Raw genomic sequence first — 25717 nt, 5'->3', positions numbered from 1 at the left:
TTTTGGAGGGAACATTTTGAAGAAAATATTAGTTGTCGATGATGAAATTTCGATAGTCACATTGTTGAAATATAACTTAGAACAGGCCGGCTATGAAGTGGCAACTGCAGTCGATGGCCAAACAGCACTTGAAATGGCCAGAAGCAACGGATTTGACTTTATATTATTGGATCTGATGTTGCCTCAGATGGATGGACTGGAAGTTACAAAACACTTACGCCAAGAAAAAATTAAAACGCCTATTATGATTTTAACGGCAAAAGGTGAGGAATATGACAAGGTTATTGGGCTTGAGTTGGGGGCCGATGACTATATGACGAAACCTTTTTCTCCACGTGAAGTTATTGCACGGATTAAAGCAATTGCGCGTAGGACAGAAAATGCGACAGACAAAGATGGAAAAGCGAGCGATCGCATTGCAGAAGAACGGACTGAATACTTTGAGTTTCCTGACTTTTCAGTTGATTTGGTTAATTATACCGTGACTAAGGATGGTCAAAAAATCAAATTAACACCCAAAGAGTTTGAACTGTTGACCTATTTTATTAGAAGGCAGCATCGCGTGTTAAGTCGTGATAAACTTTTAAACGGTGTTTGGGGTTTTGATTATGTAGGACAGACTCGAATGGTCGATATGCATGTCAGTCATTTACGTGAGAAGATTGAAAAAGATCCGAAAAAGCCACACTACATAGAAACTGTGAGAGGTTTTGGATATCGTTTTGAGGGTGAAGCAAATCAAAATAATTAAAACTTTTTGTAGCGATGTTGTGATTATTTTTCTTTTTTTGGCAGCAATTTTTTTACTAGTGATACAGCAATCCGGTGTGGCTGTACGCCATGCGTGGAGTTTTGAGACATGTTTTTTATTGCTGGTAACTGCAATGATCTTAGCGGCGGTCGATGTTTGCGGAAGATTTCTGCGGTTTAAGAAGCGTAAAGATGAATTGCAACTCTTAAATGCTAGATTGGATGACATTATTGATGGGAGAAAGCCTAAGCATGTTTTGCTGGATCCCACTGATCCTTACTATGAATTATCACGCACAATCAGTGCTGTCCAAAGCATGAAAAATGATCTTTCTAAAAGTTTTGTCACGCAGCAACGCGGTTATTTTTCGTTGATCGAATACTTAACAATTGGTGTTTTGGTTTTGGATCAAGATCGTAAGATCTACCTTAGTAACCATGCCATGAGTGATTTGATCGGGCGTGAGATGAATCTTAAGGGACAAATTTATGTTAATGTCTTGCGGACTTATGAATTAAGCCAGTTGATTGAGAAGGTTTATCAGGATAAACAGGATCAGCATGTAGAAATTAAATTAGATTTTTCCGCTAAGATTGTAGATGCGCATGTCGTTTACGTTCCGGTAAGCGAGCATCATTTCTTAGTGATGGCGCTCCTTTATGATATTACAGAATTAAAAGAGATTGAAAGAATGCAAATGGATTTTGTTGGTAACGTCAGCCATGAGCTCAAAACACCGATCACGGCAATTACCGGTTTCAGCGAAACGCTTTTGCAAGGAGCAATGAATGATCCCAAGGCTTTGAATGAATTTTTGAACATTATTCATCAAGAAAGTTTGAAATTGACTGAGTTGGTGGAGGATATTCTGTCACTTGCAAGAATTGATGCCAGCCCTGAACTCAAATTGGTTGAAATCGATCTGCGGAAGTTTTTAATCGAACTTTTAAAATCTTTCAGACCGGAAATTAATAAAAAAGAAATTCAAATTTACATTGAAATCCCAAGTGGATGTGTTGTGCAGGTAGATCAAAACAAATTACGTCACGTCGTCAATAACTTGGTGCAGAATGCGATTAAATATAATAATCGTAAAGGAAAAGTTTGGCTTAAAGGAACAATCAAAAAAGATTTTTGGTTTATCAGTGTGATTGATAATGGCTATGGGATTCCCAAGGATGAAAAAGATCGGATTTTTGAAAGATTTTATCGGATTGATACTTCGCGTTCTCGTCAAAATGGAGGCACCGGATTGGGGCTTTCAGTTGTGAGGGAATATGTAGAAGCAATGTCTGGAAAGATTACAGTTGAGAGTCAAGTTGGCGTTGGCTCAACGTTTACGGTAACATTTCCAGTAGTGTTGCCAAAAAAAGAATTGAATAACGAAGCTGAATAGCGGCGGGCTGTATCGATGCTTGTTAAGAGCTGGATACAGCCTGCTTTTAAAATAAAATCAAAAAAAGCTGATTTAATACTTTTGAGAATTGCACGAAGTCAGAGAAAAGTATAGAATCAAAATAATCAAGAGCTTTTGCGTTTTATTTGGGGATGAGACTATCAAAGTTCAAGCAGGCTGGGGGTGAAGGAATTGAGAAAGACTTTCAATAATGAATTGAACAAAATGCATGTACGGTTTGCAGAGATGGGGATGATGACCCACGAGGCAATCTTTCGTTCAGTTAAAGCTTTTGTCGATCATGACAAGGAACTTTCCCGCGAGGTAATTGCCCGCGATCAGGCAATTAATGAGTGTGAGAATGAACTTGAAAAGATGACCTTGGAAGTCATTGCGCTCTATCAGCCAGTGACTGCTGATTTGCGGGATGTAATAACCATTTTGAAGGCTAGCTCGGATATCGAACGAATTGGAGATCATGCAGTCAGTATTTGTCATGCAACCATCAAAATGAAAGGGAGCCAGCGGATTGCGGCAGTTGAAGTTGAAATTGCCAAGATGGGTGACTATACGTGTTCAATGGTTGAGCAGGTTCTTGACGCCTACGTCAATCGTGATCTTGAGGCTGCTTACAAGCTTGCAAAGGAAGATCGCTTTCTTGATCAAGAGCTGAAAAAAATTCGCTCTCTTTGCATGAAAGTTATGCAACAAGAACCTGATGCAGTGTTCAGTGGGTCGTATTATATTTCAATTGCAACTTATCTTGAGCGAATTGGTGATTATGTAACTAATGTCTGCGAATGGATTGTTTTCTTGCAACTTGGTGAGATTGTCGAGCTTAATCCCAGCGCACGCAATGAGCTATAGTTTTGTTTAAGTTTGCCGCACTTAGTTTGCTAAAAATCAAATGAAAATGTACAATTTTCATAGGTAACGTTACACAAGATTAAGTTTAGGAGGCTTGTTTAAATGAATAAAGATGCTAAAAAAATCAGGAGATCGTCAAATCGGTTAATTGCTGGTGTATGTGCGGGCCTGGCTGAATATCTTAATCTGCAGCCTTGGATTGTGCGCGTAATTTTTTTGATATTAGCCCTCGTGCCACATCTGACTTTTTGGATGATCTGTATTTATGTCATGCTGATTGCATTGATACCAGCAGTTGAAAGCAATCCTTTCACGGCCCTTTTTTCGTTGTTTGGAGAACAAAAGACGTCAGCAAAGGAAGATCATTCTAAAAATAAACGACGCATTATTAAAGATGCACGTGAAAAAGATATTCATTAAAAAAGAAAAATTTAGGAGGAATTTAGATGTCATTCTGGCGACGTGTGGTGGTGAACGCACTCGTATTTATAGCTACGGCAGGCTTTTTTTCGCAGTATTTTCATGTTGCTAACATATGGGTTTCACTAATTGCTGCGTTTGTGCTGGGCTTATTAAATATGTTTGTCAAGCCTGTTTTGCTGATTTTGTCGCTACCAATCACTTTTGTGACGCTTGGTCTTTTTTACTTTGTCATCAATGCTTTGATGCTTGAGATGACTTCTTTTTTAATTGGGGATTCATTTAAATTTGCAAATTTTGGGGCGGCATTTTTAGTAGCCTTGATTTTAAGTTTTGTTAATTTGATCATCACTAATTATTTTCAAACGGATCATTAGTTAAGTTACACACCAAAGGAATTGTAGTAGAAGGAAAGCTGTTTAGAAAGCTTGTGCAGGAGGTCTTTAGGGTGGATAACGCTGTAAATGTACAAAGTCTAGTTGAAGCAACGGGGTTGAAAGTTTTTTCTGGCGGAAAATATTTAAAAACTAAGCAGATTTATGCAAGTGATATTTCACGTCCTGGTTTGGAATTGACGGGCTATTTTGATTATTATCCTGCTGAAAGAATTCAGGTTCTCGGAATGACAGAAATTTCTTATGCCCGAAAAATGGATCAGGATAAGCGTAAAGAAGTGATGGCTAAGTTATGTGCTGATGCTGCGACACCTTGTTTTATTATTTCACGTTATTTACCTGTTCCAGCAGAACTGGATGTTGCTGCTAAAAGCAATGGGATTCCAGTTTTAAGATCAAAGCTTCCCACGACACGCCTGCTAGCCAAGTTGACAGATTTTTTAGAGTCCCAATTGGCCGAAAGAAAGTCTTTGCATGGAGTCTTAGTGGACATATATGGTTTGGGAGTCTTGATTACAGGTGATTCAGGTGTCGGTAAGTCTGAAACAGCACTTGATTTGATTAAAAGAGGTCATCGGCTAATCGCAGATGACCGGGTCGAAGTTTATCAAAAAGATGAGCAGACTATTAGAGGTGAGGCTCCTAAAATCTTGAGGCATTTACTCGAAATCCGCGGAATTGGAATTATTGATGTCATGAATCTTTTTGGGGCAGGAGCAGTGCGGGCAGAAACTGATATTTCATTGATTGTCCACTTGGAAGACTGGGGACCGGATAAACAGTTTGATCGGCTGGGCAGTGGGGAACAAAAATTCAAAATTTTTGATGTGGAAGTTCCACAGATTGCGGTTCCCGTTAAAATTGGGCGCAATCTTGCAATTATAATTGAAGCAGCGGCGATGAATTTTCGTGCCAAAACAATGGGTTATGATGCAACAAAACTTTTTGAAAATAATCTGAATAATTTGATTAAAGAGAATTCAAATGAACAGTAAGGATGTGTTTATTAAGTGAATTATCTATTTGGCGCCCTTAATCCCGTGGCGTTTTCGGTGGGGCCGCTTGAAGTGCACTGGTATGGAATCATCATTGCCAGTGCAGTTGTTTTGGCGGTGATTTTAGCAGTTCGTGAGGGAAAACGGCGCGGCATCAGCGAAGATACTGTCTATGATTTACTGCTGTGGGCCATGCCTTTTTCAATTATTTCTGCCCGCATCTACTATGTAATTTTTCAATGGAGCTATTATTCCCAGCACCTTAATGAAGTTTATCGTATCTGGGATGGTGGCATCGCGATCTATGGTGCTTTGATCGGTGCAATTATAGTAATTATCTTTTTTTGCCGGCAAAGGCAGATTCCGGTTTGGTTATTATTGGATGTGATTGCCCCTACAGTAATTATGGCGCAAGGAATTGGACGCTGGGGTAATTTTATGAATCAAGAAGCACATGGAGTTAAAACGACACTTAGCTTTTTGCAAGAATTACATTTACCAGAGTTTATTATTCGACAGATGAATATTAAGGGTACATATTATCAACCAACCTTCCTGTATGAATCAGCATGGGATCTTGCAGGTTTTGTGGTGCTGCTTGGACTGCGCCATCGGAAAGGGCTTTTTAAACGCGGCGAAGTTTTCTTTGGCTATGTAATTTGGTATTCCTTTGGTCGTTTCTTTGTTGAAGGAATGCGGACCGATAGTTTGATGCTTGGTTCATTGCGTGTTTCACAGTGGTTATCCGTTATTCTTTTTGGTGGGGCAATTGTGTGGTTGCTTTTACGGCGCTACTGGAGGCCGCTTGATCCGTGGTATCTTGATGGAACAAAAGATGTATTTGAAAAATAGGAGTGGTTGTTTTGTGTGAAAAAATTGCAGTGATCGGTGCCGGATCTTGGGGAAGTGTACTTGCCAATATTTTAATTTTAAATGGTAAGCAGGTCTGCATTTGGTCGCGCAGGCAAGAACAAGTAGAGGAATTAAATAATTTACATACAAATGAGCACTATCTTCCCAAGCTGAAATACGATCCACGTTTAGAAGCGACCACTTCTTTAGCAAGGGCGCTTGCAGGAGCAGATGTGATCTTATTCGCAATTCCTACCAAGGCGATTAGAGCAATGGCACAGCAGGTTGCAACCTTACTTAAAGCTGGGGCACACCCGGTGATTGTGCATGCCAGTAAAGGATTGGAATTGAAGACACATAAACGGATTTCCGAGATTCTTGCAGAAGAAATTCCCAGTGAGAATCGTGCTGGAATTGTGGCACTTTCAGGTCCCAGTCACGCTGAAGAAGTTGCACGGCATGATTTAACCTTAATTACTGCGGCAGCAAAAGATAAGAAAGCCGCGCAGTGTGTGCAGAAAATTTTTATGAATGAATATTTCCGCGTGTATACAAATAGCGATATCATCGGTGTTGAATTAGGTGCAGCTTTTAAAAATATTATTGCCTTAGGTGCGGGGGCATTACATGGTTTAGGCTATGGTGATGATGCAAAAGCTGCTTTAATGACACGCGGGCTAGCTGAAATTGCACGTCTAGGGGTGGCACTTGGTGCTGATCCGATGACTTTTATTGGATTAACCGGAGTGGGTGACCTAATAGTGACATGTACCAGTGTGCATTCACGAAACTGGCGTGCTGGTGACCAATTAGGTCGCGGACAAAAATTAGCGGATATAGTTGCAAATATGGGAATGGTGATTGAGGGCATCAATACCACTAAGGCTGCCTACGAATTAGCGCAGCAAAAGCAGATTGAGATGCCAATTACTGAGGCAATTTATGAAGTTCTTTATCAGGGGAAAGAAATTAAAGCAGCGATTGCAGATTTGATGAAACGTGAAGGCCGCTCGGAAGAAGAAACAAATTACTAGCATGCTTACAATTTGTAAGCTATAATGTGACGGAGTCCTGAATGAAAGACATTGAGGAAGAGAAGGAAGGGTGACTTAATTTGGTAAAAAAATATGATGTGATTATCATCGGAGCTGGTCCAGGAGGAATGACGGCGGCTTTGTATGCTTCACGTGCAAATTTGTCAGTGCTGTTGCTTGATCGTGGCGTCTACGGTGGACAGATGAACAATACGGCTGAGGTTGAAAATTATCCTGGATTTAAGTCCATTCTTGGACCGGATCTTGCAAAAGAAATGTACGAAAGTGCCACTCAGTTCGAAGCAGAGTACGCTTATGGAACCGTCGAAAGTGTTACGGTCTCACCTACAGGGATTAAAACGGTAAAAACAGACAGTGCTGAGTTTGAAACACATGCCTTGATTATTGCCACGGGTTCACAATATAAGAAACTCGGTATCCCGGGTGAAGAAGATTATAGTGGACGTGGTGTTTCCTACTGTGCTGTCTGTGACGGTGCTTTTTTCCGTGATCGTGATGTGGCAGTTGTCGGAGGTGGGGATTCTGCAATTGAGGAAGGCTCTTATCTGACACAGATGGTTAAAGAAGTTAATGTAATTCACCGACGTGATCAGTTACGCGCACAGCAGATTTTGCAAGAACGTGCTTTTGATAATCCTAAGATTGACTTTACGTGGGATACGATTGTCACTCAGATTGAAGGTGACGGACAGAAAGTCACCGGTGTGAAGACGCATAACAAGAAGACAGGTGAGGATAAACTGCTCCCGGTTTCGGGCGTCTTTATCTACATTGGTCTGTTGCCCATGACTGAGACCGTCAGTCACTTAGGAATCACAGATGACGAAGGCTGGATCATTACCAATGAAAAAATGGAAACGAAAGTTCCCGGAATTTTTGCAGTTGGTGATGTCCGCAAAAAAGATTTACGCCAAATTGCAACTGCAGTTGGTGATGGCAGTATCGCAGGGCAAGAAGCCTACAATTACCTTGAAACCGTTAAAGATGTCCAGCGATAATTAGCAGATCAAGAAATACTTTAATAAAGCTCTTGTTTAAGAACTGTTAAAAAACAGGTACTTGAATGAGGGCTTTTTGAATGGATCTGAAATCAAATGCAGGATTCCAATTTTTTTACTTAACTGGTAAAGAATTTCTCTTTTTTGTATAAAAGCGGTTTATTTATAGTATACTATCAGTAGAATAATTTAGGAGTGATTATGTGAGCTGGAAAGAAAATTATACCGCATGGACAAATTTTGCTGGCCTCAATCAGCAGTTGCGCGGCGAACTTGAAAAGATTAAAAATGATCAAGAAGCGCAAGAAGATGCTTTTTATGCACCTCTTGAATTTGGAACAGCGGGGATGCGTGGAGTCCTCGGAGCCGGAATTAATCGGATGAACATTTATACAGTCAGACAAGCTACTGAGGGACTGGCTTTATTCATGGATACTTTAGATGAGAAGCTAAAAAAACGTGGTGTGGCAATCAGTTTTGATTCAAGACATCATTCCCAGGAATTTGCGCATGAGGCTGCCCGTGTTTTGGGGGCACATGGAATTCCAAGTTTTGTTTTTGAAAGTTTGCGTCCAACACCTGAACTTTCATTTACTGTGCGTCATCTAAAAACATATGCAGGTATTATGATTACAGCAAGTCACAATCCTAAACAATATAATGGCTATAAAATTTATGGTGAAGATGGCGGTCAGATGCCCCCTAAAGAATCTGATTTGATTACTAAATTTGTACGGCAGGCAAATGATTTGTTCAATATTAAAGTAGCAGACGAAAACGACCTGCAGGCTACGGGATTAATGAAGATCATTGGTGATGAAGTCGATCAAGCCTATTTAGCTGAGGTTGACCAAGTTACGATTAACAGGGACCTTGTTGCAAAAGAAGGCAAAACACTGAAGCTGATCTTCTCACCGCTGCATGGCACTGGAGCAGTTTTGGGTGAAAGAGCTTTAAAGCAAGCAGGATTTACCAACTTTACGATGGTCAAGGAACAAGCTACTCCCGATCCAGAATTTTCGACAGTTACTAAGCCCAATCCGGAAGACCCAGCTGCTTTTAATCTAGCAATTGAACATGGTAAAAAAGAAGATGCCGATCTGCTGATTGCTGTTGATCCAGATGCTGACCGCTTGGGAGCTGCAGTGCGGCAGCCTTCTGGTGCATATCAATTAATGACAGGTAATCAGATTGCTGCGGTGATGTTAAATTATATTCTGACTGCTCACCAAGCAGCAGGAACATTGCCTGCGAATGCGGTAGCTGTAAAATCGATTGTTTCAAGCGAATTTGCGACTGCAATTGCCAAAAATTACAATGTGAAAATGATTAATGTGTTAACAGGGTTCAAATTTATTGCTGAACAAATTAAAGACTATGAACAAACAAAAGCACATACCTTTATGTTTGGTTTTGAGGAGAGCTACGGATACCTTATTCGACCGTTTGTCCGCGATAAAGATGCGATTCAATCACTTGTTATGCTGGCAGAGGTTGCTGCTTACTACAAGAGCAAGGGACAAAATCTGTATGATGGGTTGCAGGAGCTTTTCAACAAGTATGGTTTCTTTGCAGAAAAGACGATTGCGTTAACTTTTGATGGCGTCGAAGGTGCCACAGAGATTAATACTTTGATGGCTAAGTTTAGAAAAGCTGCACCTAAAGCATTTGCAGGTGTTTCTGTGGCTGCAATGGAAGACTTCTCGAATTCTGAAAAGAAGACCGCAGAAGGTACGGTGACCAAGATTGAGCTGCCTCAAGCCAACGTTTTGAAGTATATTCTGACAGATGGTTCATGGCTGGCGGTTCGTCCTTCCGGGACAGAACCAAAAATTAAGTTCTATATTGCAACTGAAGCACAAACGCAGGTCGAAGCAGTGGCCAAAAGGGAACAATTTGCAGACGAGATTCTGGCCTTTGCCAAAAAATAACGAAGACTGCATGTTTGGCTGTGTGAGTACCTGCAGTGAAATGTGGGAATTCAAGCAGTGGGACTGAGAGTGTGACATAGGTCGGGAAAATTTGAGTGCTAACTCGAAATTACGAACATAGCGAGTACTTTGCTATGAGTAATTCGAAGTTAGACGGAGAATTTTGACTTATGGAACACGTTTATCCGAATAAAAGAGGGGCTGTGCCAAAATTTAACTTTTGTCACAGCCCCTAGTCTTCTCTAATATTATGCGGTGCTTATGTCTGCAAGGGGTCGCTTAATGCACATGTCAAGGTTAGACTAGTTTTGCATTTACCAAAAATGAGTAGGTTGTCGATAAATTATCATAATTGCTATTTGGGTTTTTTAATGCAAGTTCAGGCGAGGTGGTGACAAGATGAAAAGAAATAATGTAGAGCGTAGAGCCGCGCTCAAAGATGACTTGTTGAATAATGAGGTTGTGAGCGCAAGCGAGTTGGCGCGCAAGTACCAGGTTAGTCGGCAAACGATTGTGGGCGACATTGCGTTAATGCGTGCACAGGGAGAAAAAATCATTGCTACTGTGAACGGCTATAAATTTAAAACGAAGAGTGCTTCTTTCCATGGCATACTTGTCTGCCAACATGACTTTAAGCAAACGCGTTTGGAACTTGAAACAATTGTAAAAGCAGGCGGTGAAGTTTTAGATGTTACGGTGGATCACAATGTTTATGGTCAGTTAGTGGGGACACTGGGAATTGCGACTGAAGCTGATATCAATGACTTCATGAGCCGCGCTGTGCATGGCAAGCATAAATTGCTCTCTAGTCTTACAAATGGAATTCACCTGCATAACATTGCCTGTGAGAGCGAAAAAAAATTTGACGAAATAAAACGCAATTTAGGAAGCTTGGGGTTGCTTTATAAGGAGTAAGCTTGACTGCTGCGGTAGATAGGTATAATTTAAAGGTATTAGATGTCTTTACATCCCTACCGGCCTGTAAGACAGAGTTGGAGGAAACAGATGAAATCACGTAACTTAACGCTTTTGTTAGACTTGTACGAGTTAACGATGGCTAATGGTTTTTTTGAAGAAGCTCCCCAAAAAAGAGGTTACTTCGATCTTTATTTTCGTAAAATTCCTGATAAGGGTGGCTTGGTAATTTATGCTGGACTTGCACAAGTAATCCAGTATCTGAATGAATTGCATTTTAGTGAGTCTGACCTTGATTATCTTAAAAAACTCGAGATCTTTTCGCCTAATTTTTTGGAATATTTGCGGACTTTTAAATTTGAGTGTGATGTGTGGTCCGTTGAAGAAGGAACTCCAGTTTTTCCAAATGAACCTTTGATTACAGTCAGGGGACCGCTGGTTCAGGTCCAACTGTTAGAAACAATGCTCTTGAATATTGTTAACCACGAGTCTTTGATTGCTACAAAGGCACGCAGAATTTGTATGGTAGCACGTGGACGTTCCGTGATGGAATTCGGTTCACGCCGCGCTCAGGGAGCGGATGCGGCAACTTATGGTGCGCGGGCAGCTGTGATCGGCGGCTGCTCTGGAACAGCAAATGTGTTGAGTGCAAAACTCTTTGGGTTAAAACCGCTTGGGACAATGGCACATAGCTGGATTCAATCGTTTTCTTCTGAAAAAGAGGCTTTTATGGCATGGAAAAAGATCTATCCACATAATTGTCTTTTACTGGTTGATACTTATGATGTTTTGCACTCCGGCGTTTTGAATGCATTAGAAGTTTTTAAACAGTTAAAAGAAGAAGGTATTCAAAGTAATCTTGGAATTCGGATTGATTCTGGTGATATTACGTATCTGACAAAGCAAGCTAGACGCATGCTCGATGATGCCGGATTTAAGGATGCAACAATCACGGTTTCAAATGCACTTGACGAAGATGTAATTCAAAACGTGCTTGAAGAAGGCGCTTCGATCGACAGTTTTGGGGTAGGAGAAAAGTTAATTACCGCTTCTTCTGATCCAGTTTTGAGCGGAGTGTACAAGTTGGTAGCTACTCAAGAAAATGGGGAGATTATTCCCAAGATCAAGCTCAGCAACACAGTTGAGAAAACTACTATTCCAGGGTTTAAAAATCTTTACCGGCTTTATGATGATGATGGGCAAGCGCGTGGTGATCTTTTAACATTGGATGGAGAAAAAATGCGGCATAACAGCCAACTTTTCAATGCGGATCCAAATAAAACATATCAAAAAAAGAAGCTGCGCGGGTTGCAGTTGAAACCACTGCGGGTGCAAGTTTTTGCTAAAGGAAAGTTAGTCTATCAGGAACCAGAAACGATGGAGATTCAAAGAACTTCGCAAGCAAAACTGGCGACATTGCCAGCAGCATGTTTGCGTTTGAAAAACCCAGATATTTACGATGTCTATTGGACGCGGCAACTTAAAGAACTGCGGACTCAAATGATCGAACAGTATTCCGAATAACTGAATTTAAAAGCGTGCGAAAGTATGTTCGCTATGTTAGAATAATAAGGCGTGATAGTAGACCGTGACGAGTCATATTGTCATGGCCTTTTTTGCAGTTAATAGCAATCAAAATAACAGGGGGTTGGCGAACGTGATAGAAAGACAAGAAGAGCGTGAATTTGACTTAGTTTCTGGGTATCAGCCGACAGGTGATCAACCGACAGCTATTCAAGAACTCTCTCAGGGAATCTTGCAAGGTGAAAAAGCACAGGTTCTTTTAGGAGCAACCGGAACCGGTAAAACCTTTACGATTTCCAATGTTATTAAAAATGTCAACAAACCGACACTTGTCTTAGCGCATAATAAAACTCTGGCAGGGCAGTTATACAGCGAATTTAAGGAATTTTTCCCGAATAATGCGGTGGAATATTTTGTCAGTTATTATGATTATTATCAACCAGAAGCGTATGTACCTTCAAGTGACACCTATATAGAAAAAGATTCAAGTATTAATGACGAAATCGATAAGCTTCGTCATTCGGCTACCAGTTCGCTGCTTGAACGCAATGATGTGATCGTTGTCGCTTCGGTCTCCTCAATTTTTGGATTAGGGGATCCTAAAGAATATAAGGCACATACCCTATCTTTACGTGTGGGGCAGACATTGGAGCGTGATACTTTACTGCGGCAGCTGATTGATATTCAGTTTGAAAGAAATGACATTGATTTTCAGCGTGGGCGTTTCCGGGTTCACGGAGATGTAGTTGAGATTTTTCCGGCTTCACGGGATGAACGTGCCTTACGGATTGAATTCTTTGGAGATGAGATCGATCGCATTCGTGAAGTTGATGCGCTTACCGGTGAGATCGTAGCTGAGCGGGAACATGTCTCGATTTTTCCAGCAACTCATTTTATGACGAATGACGACATTATGGATAAAGCCATTGCGGGAATTCAAGCAGAATTGGCAGCGCAACTTGAAAAATTAAAGGGTGCAAATAAGTTGTTGGAAGCGCAAAGGCTTGAGCAAAGAACCACCTATGACATTGAAATGCTGCGCGAGATGGGGTATTGCTCAGGAATTGAGAATTATTCTAGGCATATGGATGGGAGAAAACCTGGTGAACCCCCATATACCCTTTTAGATTTTTTCCCAAAAGACTTCCTGCTTGTAGTGGACGAATCGCATGTTACGATGCCACAGGTTCGTGGAATGTATAACGGAGACCGTGCGCGGAAACAAATGTTAATTGATTATGGTTTCAGGCTTCCCAGTGCACTTGATAACCGGCCGTTAACTCTGACAGAATTTGAGCAGCATATTCATCAAATAGTCTATATGTCCGCAACACCAGGTCCTTATGAGCTTGAGCAAACAGATAAGATTGTCCAGCAGATTATCAGACCAACAGGACTTTTGGATCCTTTAATCGAAGTGCGTCCGATTATGGGGCAAATGGATGATCTTGTGGGTGAAATCAACAAACGAGTTGCTCGCCATGAACGTGTTTTTGTAACGACACTCACTAAAAAAATGTCCGAAGATTTGACAGATTATCTTAAAGAATTACAGATCAAGGTTAAATATCTGCATTCTGACATTAAAACATTGGAGCGAACGAAAATTGTGCGTGATCTTAGATTAGGAGTCTTTGATGTGTTGGTAGGGATCAACTTGTTACGTGAAGGAATTGATGTACCTGAAGTTTCTTTAGTAGCAATCCTTGATGCCGATAAAGAAGGGTTCTTGCGTAGTGAACGTTCGCTGGTACAGACCATTGGGCGTGCAGCGCGCAATGAAAATGGACGTGTGATTATGTATGCCGACCATGTCACTGATTCAATGCAAGGCGCAATTGATGAAACAAAAAGACGGCGCAGTATCCAAGAAAAGTACAATGAAGAGCACCATATTGTGCCACATACTATCAAGAAAAAGATTCGTGCACTGATTTCAATTACGAAACCGGTGCGCGGTGGCAAGTCAGAAAGTTTCAGCACACTAGAGTTTAAAGACATGGAAGAAAAACAGCAGCAAGAAACGTTAATCAAATTGGAAGATCAAATGCGGGCAGCGGCCAAACAGTTGGACTTTGAACAGGCAGCAACCTTGCGTGATACAATCATTGAATTGAAAGGGCAAACTGGCAAATAGTTGGATTTATTGAGAGGAAGAAGGCAACGGTTTGGGACAAAATAAAATAGTGATTCAAGGGGCACGAGCACACAACCTGAAAAATATCAACGTTACAATTCCTAAAAACAAGCTGGTAGTGATTACTGGTTTGTCGGGATCTGGCAAGAGCTCACTAGCATTTGATACTTTATATGCTGAAGGGCAACGGCGTTATGTGGAAAGCCTTTCGGCGTATGCCCGTCAATTTTTAGGTCAAATGGATAAGCCAGATGTCGATTCGATTGACGGTCTTTCTCCAGCAATCTCGATTGACCAAAAAACGACTTCGAAAAATCCACGTTCGACGGTCGGGACCGTCACAGAAATAAACGACTATCTTAGGTTGTTATGGGCCCGAGTTGGGACACCCATTTGTCCGAATGATGGTCATAAGATTACAAGTCAGTCACCTGAACAGATGGTTGATCGTGTTTTAGAACTTCCTGAAAGAACAAAAGTCCAAATTCTCGCGCCAGTTGTGCGCGAAAAAAAGGGACAACACAGGAAAATCTTTGAAAAAATTAAACGTGATGGTTTTGTGCGTGTGCGTGTCGATGGTGAAATTCATGAGATTGAAGAACCCTTGGAACTTGCTAAAAACAAAAAACACTCTATCGAAGTGGTGGTTGATCGGCTTGTGATCAAACCCGAAGTTCGTTCCCGGCTGTTTGATTCTTTTGAGGCTGCGCTGCGTCTTTCTGAAGGATATGCAAATGTCGATGTGCTTGAGGGAAAGTTATTGCAATTTTCTGAAAACTTTGCATGTCCTTATTGTGGCTTTACGATTGGCGAACTTGAGCCCCGGTTATTTTCTTTCAATGCACCATTTGGAGCATGTCCAGATTGCGATGGCTTAGGAATCAAACTTGAAGTTGACCGTGATTTGGTGGTACCTGATACAACGAAAACATTGGCAGCGGGTGCGATTGAGCCCTGGAATCCAATAAGTTCACAGTATTATCCGACACTATTAGCACAAGCTTGCGCTGCATTTGGGATTTCACTTGAGACGCCTTTTGAGAAGCTTTCTCAAGCAGAACAACGGACAATTTTATACGGGGCAAATGGACGAACTTTCCATTTTCATTATGAAAATGATTTTGGCGGTGTGCGTGATGTCGAGGCACCCTTTGAAGGAGTAATTCCTAATATTGAGCGACGCTACCATGAAACAAATAGTGATTTTACCCGCGATGTGATGCGCAAGTATATGACAAGTTTGACTTGTCAGACTTGTCATGGTTATCGTTTGAATCGTAAAGCTTTGGCAGTCAAGATAAACGGCAAGCAGATTGGCGAAGTTTCGGATCTCAATATTGCCGATGCCCTTGATTTTTTCAAGCAGCTTTCCTTTGGGGAACAGGACGAAACAATCGCACGCCCAATTTTGAAGGAAATAAAAGACCGCTTGACTTTTCTGATTAATGTCGGACTTGCTTACTTAACGCTCAGCCGCTCAGCTCGAACTCTTTCTGGGGGAGAAGCACAGCGGATCAGACTGGCGACCCAGATTGGGTCGAATTTATCCGGTGTCTTATATATTCTTGATGAACCTTCGATTGGATTGCATCAAAGAGACAATGATCGATTGATTGACTCTTTGAAGAAAATGCGTGATTTAGGTAACACATTGATTGTGGTGGAGCACGACGAAGACACAATGCGCGCAGCTGATTATGTAATTGATATTGGTCCAGGAGCTGGGAGTGCTGGCGGTCAGGTGATGGCAGCCGGGACACCTAAGCAAGTTGCACGCAACAGTAAGTCGTTAACTGGGCAGTATCTTTCAGGCAAGAAGTTTATCCCTGTTCCACCTAAAAGAAGAACAGGAAATGGGAAAAAAATCGAATTGCTAGGAGCGGCTGCAAACAATTTGAAGCAGATTGATGTGGCGTTTCCCTTAGGGACTTTTATTGCTGTGACCGGAGTTTCCGGCTCAGGCAAGTCAACGTTGATTAATTTAATACTGAAGCGCGCATTGGCTCAAGAGCTAAATCACAATTCAGAAAAGCCAGGTAAATTTAAGCGCCTTTTAGGAGCAGAGAACCTTGAAAAAGTAGTTAATATTGATCAAAGCCCAATTGGTAGGACTCCGCGAAGTAACCCGGCAACCTATACGAGTGTCTTTGATGATGTGCGTGGACTTTTTGCGCAGACCAACGCTGCCAAAATGCGCGGTTACGGCAAGGGGCGTTTTAGTTTTAACGTTAAAGGCGGACGCTGTGAGGCCTGCAAGGGCGATGGAATTATCAAAATTGAGATGAATTTTTTGCCGGATGTTTATGTTCCATGTGAGATCTGTCATGGTGCACGTTATAATTCTGAGACCCTTGAGATTGAATATAAAGGGAAAAATATTGCCGATGTTTTAGATATGACAGTTGCAGAAGCGTTGGAATTCTTTAGTGCAATTCCTAAAATTAAACGAAAGCTGCAAACAATTGTGGATGTTGGGCTCGGATATGTCAAACTTGGACAACCGGCAACAACGCTCTCAGGCGGAGAAGCACAAAGAATGAAGCTTGCCTCAGAATTGCATCGTAAGGCAAATGGTAAAAGTTTCTATATTTTGGATGAACCAACCACAGGGTTACACACCGATGATATTAAAAATTTATTAAATGTTTTGCAACGCTTGGTAGATAAGGGCAACACGGTGCTGGTGATTGAACATAACTTGGATGTGATCAAGAGTGCTGATTATCTGATTGATCTAGGACCTGAAGGTGGCGACGGTGGTGGCAGGGTGATCGCAACTGGAACACCGGAAGAAGTTGAAAAAAGCACTGTTAGCTATACCGGAAAGTATTTACATCAGGTTTTAGAACGAGCACGCAGGCATTGAGCACTTGCTTTTTGGGGGTGAAATGCTTAGAGTAAGTTTGAAAGGTTAATTCTAAAAAAGGAGTGTTTAATGATGGCTAAGGTTGAAAGTTTTACTTTGGATCATACAGCAGTGAAGGCACCATATGTGCGGTTAATTACAATCGAAAAGGGTCAAAAAGGTGACGAGATCTCGAATTATGATCTGCGGTTAGTGCAGCCAAATGAAAATGCGATTCCAACAGCTGGGTTGCATACAATTGAGCATATGCTCGCGGGATTTTTGCGCGACCGTCTTGACGGAGTGATTGATTGTTCACCATTTGGTTGTCGTACAGGATTTCATTTGATTGTTTGGGGTGAACACGACACTACAGAAGTTGCTAAAGCTTTGAAGGGCGCTTTGGAGCAAATTACTAAGTCCACATGGGATGATGTGCAAGGAACGGATATTCGCAGTTGCGGTAATTATCGTGATCATTCACTGTTTTCTGCACAAGAGTGGTGCAAAAAGATTTTGGCAGCAGGAATTTCTTCCGATCCATTTACCCGTAAGGTTGTTGATTAGAGTAGCATTGATGAGCTTAAGTCGATGCTGCGTAATCCGCTGGTTACAATAAAAGTTTTGGATTACAGAAAATGTAAAAATATGTTTTTGAGCATATTTAGCAATTAAATACTGTCGTTAAGAGAGTGTGACATAAGTCGGGAAAATTTGAGAGCTAACTCGAAATTACGAACATAGCGGGTACTTTGCGATGAGAAATTCGAAGTTAGACGGAGAATTTTGACTTATGGAACACGTTTATCCGTAATAAAATAGGGGTTGTGCCAAAAGTTAACTTTTGGCACAGCCCCTTTTTATTTTGAGTTAAGAAAGTAGATAATTGACATTATAGTTAATAAGTTTCGGAGTTTATCACGACAATGAAAAAGTGGTGACAAGCTCACATTTGTTGGGCGTAGCTCAGGTGGCGCTAATGGCGATATTATTGTAATTATGTACATAAATTGATATACTAACTAAAATAAAGTATCGACTAAATCAATTTTTGAATAGGAGACAAATAAAATGGTTGAAGTACATGTTGTAAGTGCCTTTAGTAAGGACAATACTGGGGGTAACAAAGCCGGTCTTGTTTTTGATAGACCTGATTTGAATTCAATTCAAAAAATGGCGATCGCTAAAGAGTTAGGCTATGCTGAAACTGCTTTTATCACTAAGTCAAACTTAGCAGATTTTTGTTTAGAGTATTTCACACCTACAGAGGAGGTACCGCTCTGTGGACACGCTACAATAGCTACTTTCGCATTTTTGAATTTAATGAACAAGTTATCTAAAAATGAATATACGATAGAAACAAAGTCAGGCATTTTGTCCATGAGAATTGATTCAGACGGTATGGTATTTATGGAACAAAATGCTCCTACTTACGCTGATGTTCTTTCCCTCGATTCATTTAATAATTGTTTAGATACAAATTCAATCGACCCAAAATTACCAATTCAGATTGTATCTACAGGATTATGGGATATTCTTTTACCAATAAAATCAGGTGAAGAGCTTAAAAAGTTAGCGCCTGATTTTGACGTTATGACTGAATTAAGTAAAAAACATGATGTTATTGGTGTTCATGCTTTTGCGTTAGAAGATAAAGAAAATAACATTACTGCAGTTTGCAGAAATTTTGCACCACTTTATGAGATCAATGAAGAATCTGCGACAGGAACTTCTAACTGTGCGCTAGCTTGTTATCTATTTAAATATGTTGAAAAGAAGTCGCAATATATTTTTGAGCAAGGGTATAATCTAAATAATCCAGCAAGAATTGTTGTTAACCTAACAACTCATGATGACATGATTGATGCCATCTTTGTTGGCGGCTATGGTTATCTTGTAGAAACAAAATCAGTAGCTGTTTAAATTAATTAAGAATGAATTAACAGTAGACACAGTCTCAAATGTACAGAGCTGTGTTCTTTTGAATATGCCATGCATAAGGTAGGCAATCGATTATGGGCTAGAAAGGGTTTAATCGATCTTAGGACCATAAGGAGCAGCGACAAAATTGTACACCGATATGCTATTATGATTTTAACGGAACGCCAAACTAGGAACACAGTGTTATTTTTTGGATCGTAGTAAAAAGTCTAATGAAATGGTTGCTGCTTTTAAACTCTTTGATGAACATTACGGCAAAGCTGTGCGGGCTGTGATGGCTGAGTGTCGTGTTTATTTTTATGAAAAAGCAACAAAGGATGAAGACGGCACACCCGGTGTGTTATAATTGCCTGAAGGCTTTTGGATGGAGGATTGAAGATGGAAAAACAACTAAAACTTGTTGTTGTAACCGGAATGAGCGGGGCAGGCAAAACAGTTGCAGTTCAGAGCTTTGAAGATCTGGGCTATTTCTGCATTGATAACATGCCCCCATCACTGCTGCCTAAATTTTGGGAACTGGTGCGCGAATCCGGCAAGATTGACAAAGTTGCGTTAGTAATTGATTTACGTTCCCGTGCTTTTTATGATGAAATTATTGAAATGCTGCGTAACTTAGGCAGCGATGGGTTAATTGATGCAAAGATCCTTTTCTTGGATGCTTCCGATGAGGAACTTGTTGCACGCTATAAAGAAACCAGACGCTCGCATCCTTTAGCGATGGAAGGCCGCTTGATGGATGGAATTAGACTTGAACGTGATCTGTTAAAAGATATCAGATTAAAAGCCCAACTGGTGGTCGATACAAGTAAGTTGACACCTCGACAGTTGCGTGAAGAGATCTTTCATAATTTTGATACCAGCAAATCAACTTCATTTCATATCGAGGTTCTTTCATTTGGTTTCAAGTACGGTTTGCCAATTGATGCTGATATCGTGATGGATGTTCGTTTCCTGCCTAACCCGTACTACATTGCTGATTTGAAAAATAAAACAGGGCTTGAGCAGCCAGTCTATGATTATGTGATGGATTCTGATAAAACCACTATTTTTTACCAGCAATTTATGACTTTATTGCGTAATATTATTCCCGGTTATAAAAAAGAAGGGAAAACTAGTTTAACAATTGCAATTGGTTGTACCGGCGGGCAGCACCGTTCTGTGGCACTTGCGGAACGGATTGGTAGAGCTTTAGATGAAGAGTATCCTGTTAGGATTTCACATCGAGACGTTACAAAAAGGAAGGAGACGACTAACCGCTCATGAGAAGAAAGCCAGGCTGCAAAAGCCAACGGCCACATATTGTTGTGATCGGTGGAGGGACAGGACTTCCTGTAATTTTAAAGGCTTTGCATAAAAAAAATGCCGATATTACTGCAATTGTTACGGTAGCTGACGATGGAGGTTCGTCAGGTGTTATTCGTGATTATATTAATGTTGTTCCTCCAGGTGATATTCGGAATGTTTTAGTTGCACTTTCAAATATGGCGCCCATTTATAAACGAATTTTTCAATATCGCTTTATTTCGACAGATCAATTTTTCTCTGGACATGCGATTGGTAATCTAATCATTGCCGCTTTATCGGAGATGAATGATAATGGTATTTTTAATGCCGTGCAAGAGCTCTCACGCATGATGGACGTTGAGGGACATGTCTATCCGGCAGCCAACGAACCCCTTGTCTTGAATGCCCAATTTTCCGATGGGAGCGTCCTAGCGGGTGAATCTGAGATTTCTGCGGCTGAAAAGACCATTGAAAGGGCCTGGGTGTCAGGCAGCGATGGGACACCACCACGTGCCGTTGATGAGGTTATTGCGGCGATTATGGATGCTGATCAAATCGTTTTAGGACCAGGCAGTTTATTTACAAGCATTTTACCCAACTTGATGATTTCAAACTTGGGTGCTGCTGTTTGTCAGACTAGTGCAGAAGTCATTTATATTTGTAATATTATGACCCAAAAAGGTGAGACTGAACATTTTACTGATGCAGATCATGTGCGGGTTTTGAATCGGCATATGGGGAAGCAGTTTATTGATACTGTCTTGGTAAACACAGAGCCCGTTCCAGCCGACTATATGGATCATCAAAAGTATGGAGAATATCTGTACCAAGTTAAACATGATTTCAAAGGGTTACGTGAGCAGGGATGCCGCGTGATTTCAAATAATTTCCTGGAACTGCGAGATCATGGTGTTTTCCATAATGGTAATCAAGTTGTGGATGAATTATTGCGGTTGACAGGCAGACCGCTATCATGGTTTGACGGTGAGTTTAATTAGGCCTAAAGGAGGGGATTCCATTGTCATATGCGAGTGATGTTAAGAAAGAACTTACGACTTTGGAAGTTCACTTTGGAAATGCTAAAGCGGAGTTAATGGCGCTAATTCGGATGAATGGCGCGGTGAGTATCATTAATCATCATTTTGTTTTGAACATCCAAACTGAAAATCCTGCGATTGCGCGCCGAATCTATCAATTGCTAAAGAAGTTTTATGATGTTGAAAGTGAATTGCTGGTTCGGCGTAAAATGAAGCTCAAGAAAAACAATCTGTATATTGTGCGACTCAAACGCGGCAGCGAAACGGTGTTAAATGATTTAAAAATTTTAGATGATTATCATTTACAACCGACACTTCAATTAGATTTACTAACTGATGATGCACAGATTCGGTCATATTTACGGGGCGCGTTTTTAGCGGCCGGCTCAGTCAATAATCCAGAGACTAGCAGGTACCATTTGGAGATCTATTCACTTTATGAAGAGCAGAATAATGCAATTTGTCAATTGATTAATCGTTATGGGTTGAACGCCCGTAAGACGGAAAGACGCAGCGGGTATATTACCTATCTTAAAGAAGCAGAAAAGATTGCTGACTTTTTGTCGCTGATTGGTGCAACAAATGCAATGCTTAAATTTGAGGACATTCGGATTGTGCGCGATATGCGCAACTCTGTGAATCGGATTGTTAATTGCGAGAATGCTAATATGAATAAGGTGGCGGATGCCGCTAATCGGCAAATTGAAAATATCAAATATCTTGATGAACGGATGGGGCTCAATAAGCTTCCGCCTAAGTTGCAAGATGTTGCGCGTACCCGGGTGACCCATCCAGAGATTAGCCTAAAGGAATTAGGTGAAATCGTTCCTGGAGGTCCGATCTCTAAGTCAGGAGTTAACCATCGCTTACGTAAGTTGAATGAATTGGCAACAAAAATGCGTGCAGGTTTAGAAGTTTCGGAATATAAATAAGGCTAGAGAGTGTGACATAAGTCGGGAAAATTTGAGTACTAACTTGAAATTACAAACATAGCGAGTACTTTGCTATGAGTAATTCGAAGTTAGACGGAGAGTTTTGACTTATGGAACACGTTTATCCGGAATAAAAGAGGGGCTGTGACAAAAGTTAACTTTTGTCACAGCCCCTTGCCTTATTTGAATTACCTGATTATAGACAATCCAAGCATTAAACCAGCTTATTTGACTTCTTTTTTATTCTTCATAATCCCATCGATTAAACCGTATGAGACAGCTTCAGAAGCCGTCATGAATTTATCACGTTCAGTATCATGATTGATGGTTTCGATATCTTGACCAGAACCATCGGATAAAATTTTGTTAATCAGTTTGCGGGTTTTTAAAATATGTTCAGCCGCAATACTGATTTCGGTTGCTTGGCCTTGCGCTCCACCTAATGGTTGATGGATCAATATTTCTGAGTTTGGTAAGGCAAAACGTTTGCCCTTTTCGCCAGCAGTCGCTAGTACACTGGCCATTGAAGCTGCCATTCCCATTACGATTGTTTGAACATCAGCTTTGACAAAATTCATTGTATCGTAAATTGCCAATCCAGCCGAAACACTGCCACCAGGAGAGTTGATGTAGATATAGATATCTTTTTCAGAATCTTGTGCATCTAAGAAAAGCAGCTGCGCAATGATTGCATTTGCCATGTCATCATTGACTTCACCGGAAAGCATAATAATCCGATCTTTTAACAAGCGTGAGTAGATATCGTAGGCACGTTCTCCGCGAGATGATTGTTCAATTACTGTAGGAACTAAATTCATGAACTGAAACCTCCTCAAATTAATTAATTGACGTTTTTAGTTTAGCATTCTAACGTCTGTATTGCTAGTTTAACCCGTTGGTCAAAAAAGGTCAAACAAAAGAACCAGTTCATAAAAATAAAAAAGGTTTGGGAGAAGGACAAGCTTACAAGCTGTAACTTTGTAAAAATTATGGGGCTACTGTAAAAGAAAAGTGAGGTAAATTAAGAAGCGTGAGCAAAAAATTGCCAACTGAACTGCATCAATGGTATAATCATTACATATTGAGCGTTATTTAATTTACAAATCAGTATTGAGTTTTTTGATCTTTCATAATTTGGGCGCAGTTTTGGAGCTGTAATGATTCTGTAGAGGTAGGGGCAGAATCTTGGAAGCTAGAATTTGACTTTGGTTCTTGTAATAAAATTTTGAATTAATTTAATGTAACTAACTTAATTAGAAGGCGTCGTACTGGTGATGTATGACGCCTTTGTCCACTATAAGGAAGTGATTTTTTGGCAAAAGTCTTAGAGAATTTAAAATTAATCATTGGAGACGAATCTGAGTTTTGTGTCTATATTGGAACTACTAACGAAGAGAGTGAAGATGCTGTCGCAACAACTGTTCAAGGCAGCGGGCATCTGGTAATTGTAAGTGAGAATAATCCAGAGAATAACACAATTCAGCATGCAGACGGCGCGGCTTTTCCGCAAAGGCCTGATATGAAGATCTCCAAGATTTCAGTGAAGGATTCTTACAGAATGGATAATGTTAAGTACGATGATATTAAGAATGATATTGTCAAAGAAAAGACGCTTTAGTGTTTACGTTGTTTCCTTCCAGTTAAGCAGACGATTCAGCTCTGCTTGGTTGGAAGGCTTTTTTATTGAAAAAAATTGTTCAAACTGAGGTTGGCAGAGCTTGAATGAAAAAGATCAATTAAGAGTTCTTTTGGCTGTAATCCGCAAAAGAGTCAGCTATGGTTATGCCTATTATTTTGGTAAAAACAGAGCGTGAATGTTATCATTAAAAAGAAAGCGTTACAAAGTCTGTTGCTAGGCCTAGAAAGGTCAAAAATAGGGCAATAAAAAAGCCTCAATCAGTATGAGGCTTTCACAAAAAATTAGTTTAATGCGCCACGTGGGAGTCGAACCCACATTACAAGAACCGGAATCTTGCGTGCGATCCATTACACTAGCGGCGCAATACTCTATCCATTTTAACTGAATTGATCCAAATATACAAGTATAAAAAGTAGGTGAATTAAATTGGCACTTGAACAAAGCTTTGGACAGGAGCAAAAACAAGTTCAAAAACTAGCAATGACGCAGAAAATGCAGCAATCCTTGCAGGTTTTACGTTTTAGCATTGAAGATCTTCATGAGTTTTTGGCCCAAAAACAGCTGGATAATCCCTTTATTGTAGTAAAGGGTGGCATGAACTACCAGGCGGGTGCGTCTGCAACTGATCTTCCAAAGGAAACTTTTTTAAAAGCACCAGAACATAAAACACAATCGCTCTTCGAATATCTCTTGGCGCAAGTCCATTTGACGATGAGAAAGACTGTCCTTCGTGGCTGGGTGGTCTTTTTGATTGACCATTTAGATACAAATGGTTATCTAACAGTTGATCTGGAAGAAATTATTCAGCAGACGCATGTTGATCGGACGACGCTGCTGGATGCTTTGACATTGCTGCAACGTCTTGATCCACCAGGTGTCGGAGCACGAGACTTGCAGGAGTGTTTGTTATTGCAAATTGAAAATGATGACAAAGCGCCTGCAATGGCAGCGGCAGTAATTACGCAGATGTTTCATGAGTTTGCAGATCATAAGTGGAATGAACTGACACACAAGTTTAAGCTTAGTTTGGGGGAAGTGCAGCAGATCGCTGATTATATCAAAACATTATCTCCAGCACCAGGCGCTGCATTTGGGGGCGACGATATTGGCTATGTCTACCCTGATTTAGTAGTCAAACGAAGTGCTGATCAGCAGACCTTAGAGTTAACGGTTACTAAGAAGACCCAACCGGTGATTATGTTTAAAGAAAAATATTATGCGCAGTTAGAAAAAATGCCTGATAAAAGTTTACAACACTTTTTGCGCCTCAAAAAAAATGAATATGCTGAAATGCTAAAGGACCTTGAACAAAGAGGCAGAACTATCGAACGGGTCGGTCAGGTTATTTTAGAATATCAGCAGGAATTTTTTATGGGAAAGACCCAAACTTTGAGGCCGCTATTGTTACGCGACGTTGCCCATCGACTTCAATTGCATGAATCAACGATCAGTCGTGCGGTTAATGGCAAATATCTTAAATGTGAACAAGGCGTGTTTGAGCTAAGATCTTTTTTCAAAAAGCCAGTTACGATGGGAAATGAGGCAAGTGATCTTTCAGCAGATGCGGTGCAGTCTCAGCTCAAAGCTTTAATAGATGCAGAAGATAAAACTAATCCTCTTTCAGATAATCATTTAAAAAACTTGTTACAGAAAAATGGTGTGGTGATTTCACGCAGAACAGTAGCAAAATACAGGGAATTGTTGGCAATTCCGTCATCAACTAAAAGAAAACGGTACGCTACCAGATAGTTTTTTTGCGACTTTTTGGGTGCCCAAATATTTCAGGGGAAGAAAAGTTCGTTC

The 25717-nt window shown here is 40.6% G+C and carries 23 protein-coding genes and 1 tRNA gene; 22 read left to right on the top strand and 2 right to left on the bottom strand.

Annotated elements, in window-relative coordinates; all coding sequences use genetic code 11:
• Window positions 1–16 precede the first annotated feature (16 nt).
• The 20 genes from AB3Y88_RS03060 (at window position 17) to whiA (ending at window position 22275) form a co-directional block, all read left to right on the top strand.
• Window positions 17–751, top strand: coding sequence for a response regulator transcription factor (locus AB3Y88_RS03060; protein WP_054757833.1), 735 nt, complete (start codon window positions 17–19; stop codon window positions 749–751).
• Window positions 729–2147, top strand: coding sequence for a two-component system histidine kinase PnpS (gene pnpS / locus AB3Y88_RS03055; protein WP_228887823.1), 1419 nt, complete (start codon window positions 729–731; stop codon window positions 2145–2147). The genes AB3Y88_RS03060 and pnpS overlap by 23 nt, the downstream gene beginning before the upstream one ends.
• Before the next feature lie 192 nt (window positions 2148–2339).
• The gene (gene phoU, locus AB3Y88_RS03050; RefSeq protein WP_082610385.1) at window positions 2340–3014 is read left to right on the top strand and encodes a phosphate signaling complex protein PhoU; all 675 of its coding nucleotides are present in this window, start codon (window positions 2340–2342) and stop codon (window positions 3012–3014) included.
• A gap of 102 nt (window positions 3015–3116) precedes the next feature.
• On the top strand, window positions 3117–3434 hold the full coding sequence (locus tag AB3Y88_RS03045) for a PspC domain-containing protein (protein WP_054757831.1): 318 nt from the start codon (window positions 3117–3119) through the stop codon (window positions 3432–3434).
• A gap of 26 nt (window positions 3435–3460) precedes the next feature.
• Window positions 3461–3811, top strand: coding sequence for a phage holin family protein (locus AB3Y88_RS03040; RefSeq protein WP_056959619.1), 351 nt, complete (start codon window positions 3461–3463; stop codon window positions 3809–3811).
• Window positions 3812–3882: 71 nt separating this feature from the next.
• Complete coding sequence (gene hprK, locus AB3Y88_RS03035; RefSeq protein WP_056959617.1) at window positions 3883–4824, top strand: HPr(Ser) kinase/phosphatase; 942 nt, start codon at window positions 3883–3885, stop codon at window positions 4822–4824.
• A 15-nt stretch (window positions 4825–4839) separates the two neighbouring features.
• Window positions 4840–5676, top strand: coding sequence for a prolipoprotein diacylglyceryl transferase (lgt, locus tag AB3Y88_RS03030; RefSeq protein WP_056959615.1), 837 nt, complete (start codon window positions 4840–4842; stop codon window positions 5674–5676).
• Between the two features lie 11 nt (window positions 5677–5687).
• Window positions 5688–6710 carry an NAD(P)H-dependent glycerol-3-phosphate dehydrogenase gene (locus AB3Y88_RS03025; protein WP_056959613.1) on the top strand — a complete coding sequence of 341 codons (1023 nt, stop codon included), beginning with the start codon at window positions 5688–5690 and terminating at the stop codon, window positions 6708–6710.
• 80 nt (window positions 6711–6790) lie between these two features.
• Window positions 6791–7729, top strand: coding sequence for a thioredoxin-disulfide reductase (gene trxB / locus AB3Y88_RS03020; protein WP_056959610.1), 939 nt, complete (start codon window positions 6791–6793; stop codon window positions 7727–7729).
• A 203-nt stretch (window positions 7730–7932) separates the two neighbouring features.
• Window positions 7933–9660, top strand: coding sequence for a phospho-sugar mutase (locus AB3Y88_RS03015; RefSeq protein WP_228887822.1), 1728 nt, complete (start codon window positions 7933–7935; stop codon window positions 9658–9660).
• Between the two features lie 399 nt (window positions 9661–10059).
• A complete protein-coding gene (locus AB3Y88_RS03010) occupies window positions 10060–10575 on the top strand; it encodes a transcription repressor NadR (protein ID WP_228887821.1) in 516 nt (171 codons plus the stop codon).
• A 90-nt stretch (window positions 10576–10665) separates the two neighbouring features.
• Window positions 10666–12099, top strand: coding sequence for a nicotinate phosphoribosyltransferase (locus tag AB3Y88_RS03005; protein ID WP_082610384.1), 1434 nt, complete (start codon window positions 10666–10668; stop codon window positions 12097–12099).
• Window positions 12100–12232: 133 nt separating this feature from the next.
• The gene (gene uvrB, locus AB3Y88_RS03000; RefSeq protein ID WP_228887820.1) at window positions 12233–14236 is read left to right on the top strand and encodes an excinuclease ABC subunit UvrB; all 2004 of its coding nucleotides are present in this window, start codon (window positions 12233–12235) and stop codon (window positions 14234–14236) included.
• A gap of 31 nt (window positions 14237–14267) precedes the next feature.
• Window positions 14268–17102: an excinuclease ABC subunit UvrA gene (gene uvrA, locus AB3Y88_RS02995; RefSeq protein WP_228887819.1), complete on the top strand. Its 2835-nt coding sequence runs from the start codon at window positions 14268–14270 to the stop codon at window positions 17100–17102.
• A gap of 72 nt (window positions 17103–17174) precedes the next feature.
• Entirely contained in the window at window positions 17175–17648 is a 474-nt protein-coding gene (locus AB3Y88_RS02990) for an S-ribosylhomocysteine lyase (protein ID WP_054757991.1), read from the top strand.
• A 504-nt stretch (window positions 17649–18152) separates the two neighbouring features.
• A complete protein-coding gene (locus AB3Y88_RS02985; RefSeq protein WP_056959598.1) occupies window positions 18153–19004 on the top strand; it encodes a PhzF family phenazine biosynthesis protein in 852 nt (283 codons plus the stop codon).
• A 208-nt stretch (window positions 19005–19212) separates the two neighbouring features.
• Complete coding sequence (locus tag AB3Y88_RS02980) at window positions 19213–19368, top strand: hypothetical protein (RefSeq protein WP_156653463.1); 156 nt, start codon at window positions 19213–19215, stop codon at window positions 19366–19368.
• 32 nt (window positions 19369–19400) lie between these two features.
• Window positions 19401–20285 carry an RNase adapter RapZ gene (rapZ, locus tag AB3Y88_RS02975; RefSeq protein WP_056959596.1) on the top strand — a complete coding sequence of 295 codons (885 nt, stop codon included), beginning with the start codon at window positions 19401–19403 and terminating at the stop codon, window positions 20283–20285.
• Window positions 20282–21304 (top strand): uridine diphosphate-N-acetylglucosamine-binding protein YvcK, encoded by a 1023-nt coding sequence (gene yvcK, locus AB3Y88_RS02970; protein WP_228887818.1) that lies wholly within the window; start codon window positions 20282–20284, stop codon window positions 21302–21304. The genes rapZ and yvcK overlap by 4 nt, the downstream gene beginning before the upstream one ends.
• 20 nt (window positions 21305–21324) lie before the next feature.
• Window positions 21325–22275: a DNA-binding protein WhiA gene (whiA, locus tag AB3Y88_RS02965; RefSeq protein ID WP_056959594.1), complete on the top strand. Its 951-nt coding sequence runs from the start codon at window positions 21325–21327 to the stop codon at window positions 22273–22275.
• 224 nt (window positions 22276–22499) lie between these two features.
• On the opposite strand, the gene clpP is transcribed toward whiA, so the two are convergent.
• A complete protein-coding gene (gene clpP, locus AB3Y88_RS02960) occupies window positions 22500–23093 on the bottom strand; it encodes an ATP-dependent Clp endopeptidase proteolytic subunit ClpP (RefSeq protein ID WP_054756571.1) in 594 nt (197 codons plus the stop codon).
• A gap of 494 nt (window positions 23094–23587) precedes the next feature.
• On the opposite strand from clpP, the gene AB3Y88_RS02955 reads away from it, so the two are divergent.
• Window positions 23588–23893 carry a hypothetical protein gene (locus tag AB3Y88_RS02955; protein WP_156653478.1) on the top strand — a complete coding sequence of 102 codons (306 nt, stop codon included), beginning with the start codon at window positions 23588–23590 and terminating at the stop codon, window positions 23891–23893.
• A gap of 311 nt (window positions 23894–24204) precedes the next feature.
• On the opposite strand, the gene AB3Y88_RS02950 is transcribed toward AB3Y88_RS02955, so the two are convergent.
• A tRNA-Arg gene (locus tag AB3Y88_RS02950) sits at window positions 24205–24276 on the bottom strand.
• 64 nt (window positions 24277–24340) lie between these two features.
• Between AB3Y88_RS02950 and rpoN the strand changes: the two genes are divergently transcribed.
• Window positions 24341–25663, top strand: coding sequence for an RNA polymerase factor sigma-54 (gene rpoN / locus AB3Y88_RS02945; protein WP_228887817.1), 1323 nt, complete (start codon window positions 24341–24343; stop codon window positions 25661–25663).
• Window positions 25664–25717: the final 54 nt, after the last annotated feature.

The sequence above is a fragment of the Liquorilactobacillus satsumensis genome, assembly GCF_964065465.1.
In the GTDB taxonomy this organism is placed as follows: domain Bacteria; phylum Bacillota; class Bacilli; order Lactobacillales; family Lactobacillaceae; genus Liquorilactobacillus; species Liquorilactobacillus satsumensis.
Note: the sequence above shows the minus strand (reverse complement) of the source record. Positions and strands in the feature narration are given on the sequence as shown.

What these genes read in the sequence shown, in the direction of transcription:
- AB3Y88_RS03045 (WP_054757831.1), top strand. Translation starts at nt 3,117, where the DNA reads ATGAATAAAGATGCTAAAAAAATCAGGAGATCGTCAAATCGGTTAATT.
- AB3Y88_RS03040 (WP_056959619.1), top strand. Translation starts at nt 3,461, where the DNA reads ATGTCATTCTGGCGACGTGTGGTGGTGAACGCACTCGTATTTATAGCT.
- AB3Y88_RS03010 (WP_228887821.1), top strand. Translation starts at nt 10,060, where the DNA reads ATGAAAAGAAATAATGTAGAGCGTAGAGCCGCGCTCAAAGATGACTTG.
- AB3Y88_RS03005 (WP_082610384.1), top strand. Translation starts at nt 10,666, where the DNA reads ATGAAATCACGTAACTTAACGCTTTTGTTAGACTTGTACGAGTTAACG.
- AB3Y88_RS02990 (WP_054757991.1), top strand. Translation starts at nt 17,175, where the DNA reads ATGGCTAAGGTTGAAAGTTTTACTTTGGATCATACAGCAGTGAAGGCA.
- AB3Y88_RS02985 (WP_056959598.1), top strand. Translation starts at nt 18,153, where the DNA reads ATGGTTGAAGTACATGTTGTAAGTGCCTTTAGTAAGGACAATACTGGG.
- rapZ (WP_056959596.1), top strand. Translation starts at nt 19,401, where the DNA reads ATGGAAAAACAACTAAAACTTGTTGTTGTAACCGGAATGAGCGGGGCA.
- yvcK (WP_228887818.1), top strand. Translation starts at nt 20,282, where the DNA reads ATGAGAAGAAAGCCAGGCTGCAAAAGCCAACGGCCACATATTGTTGTG.
- clpP (WP_054756571.1), bottom strand. Translation starts at nt 23,093, where the DNA reads ATGAATTTAGTTCCTACAGTAATTGAACAATCATCTCGCGGAGAACGT.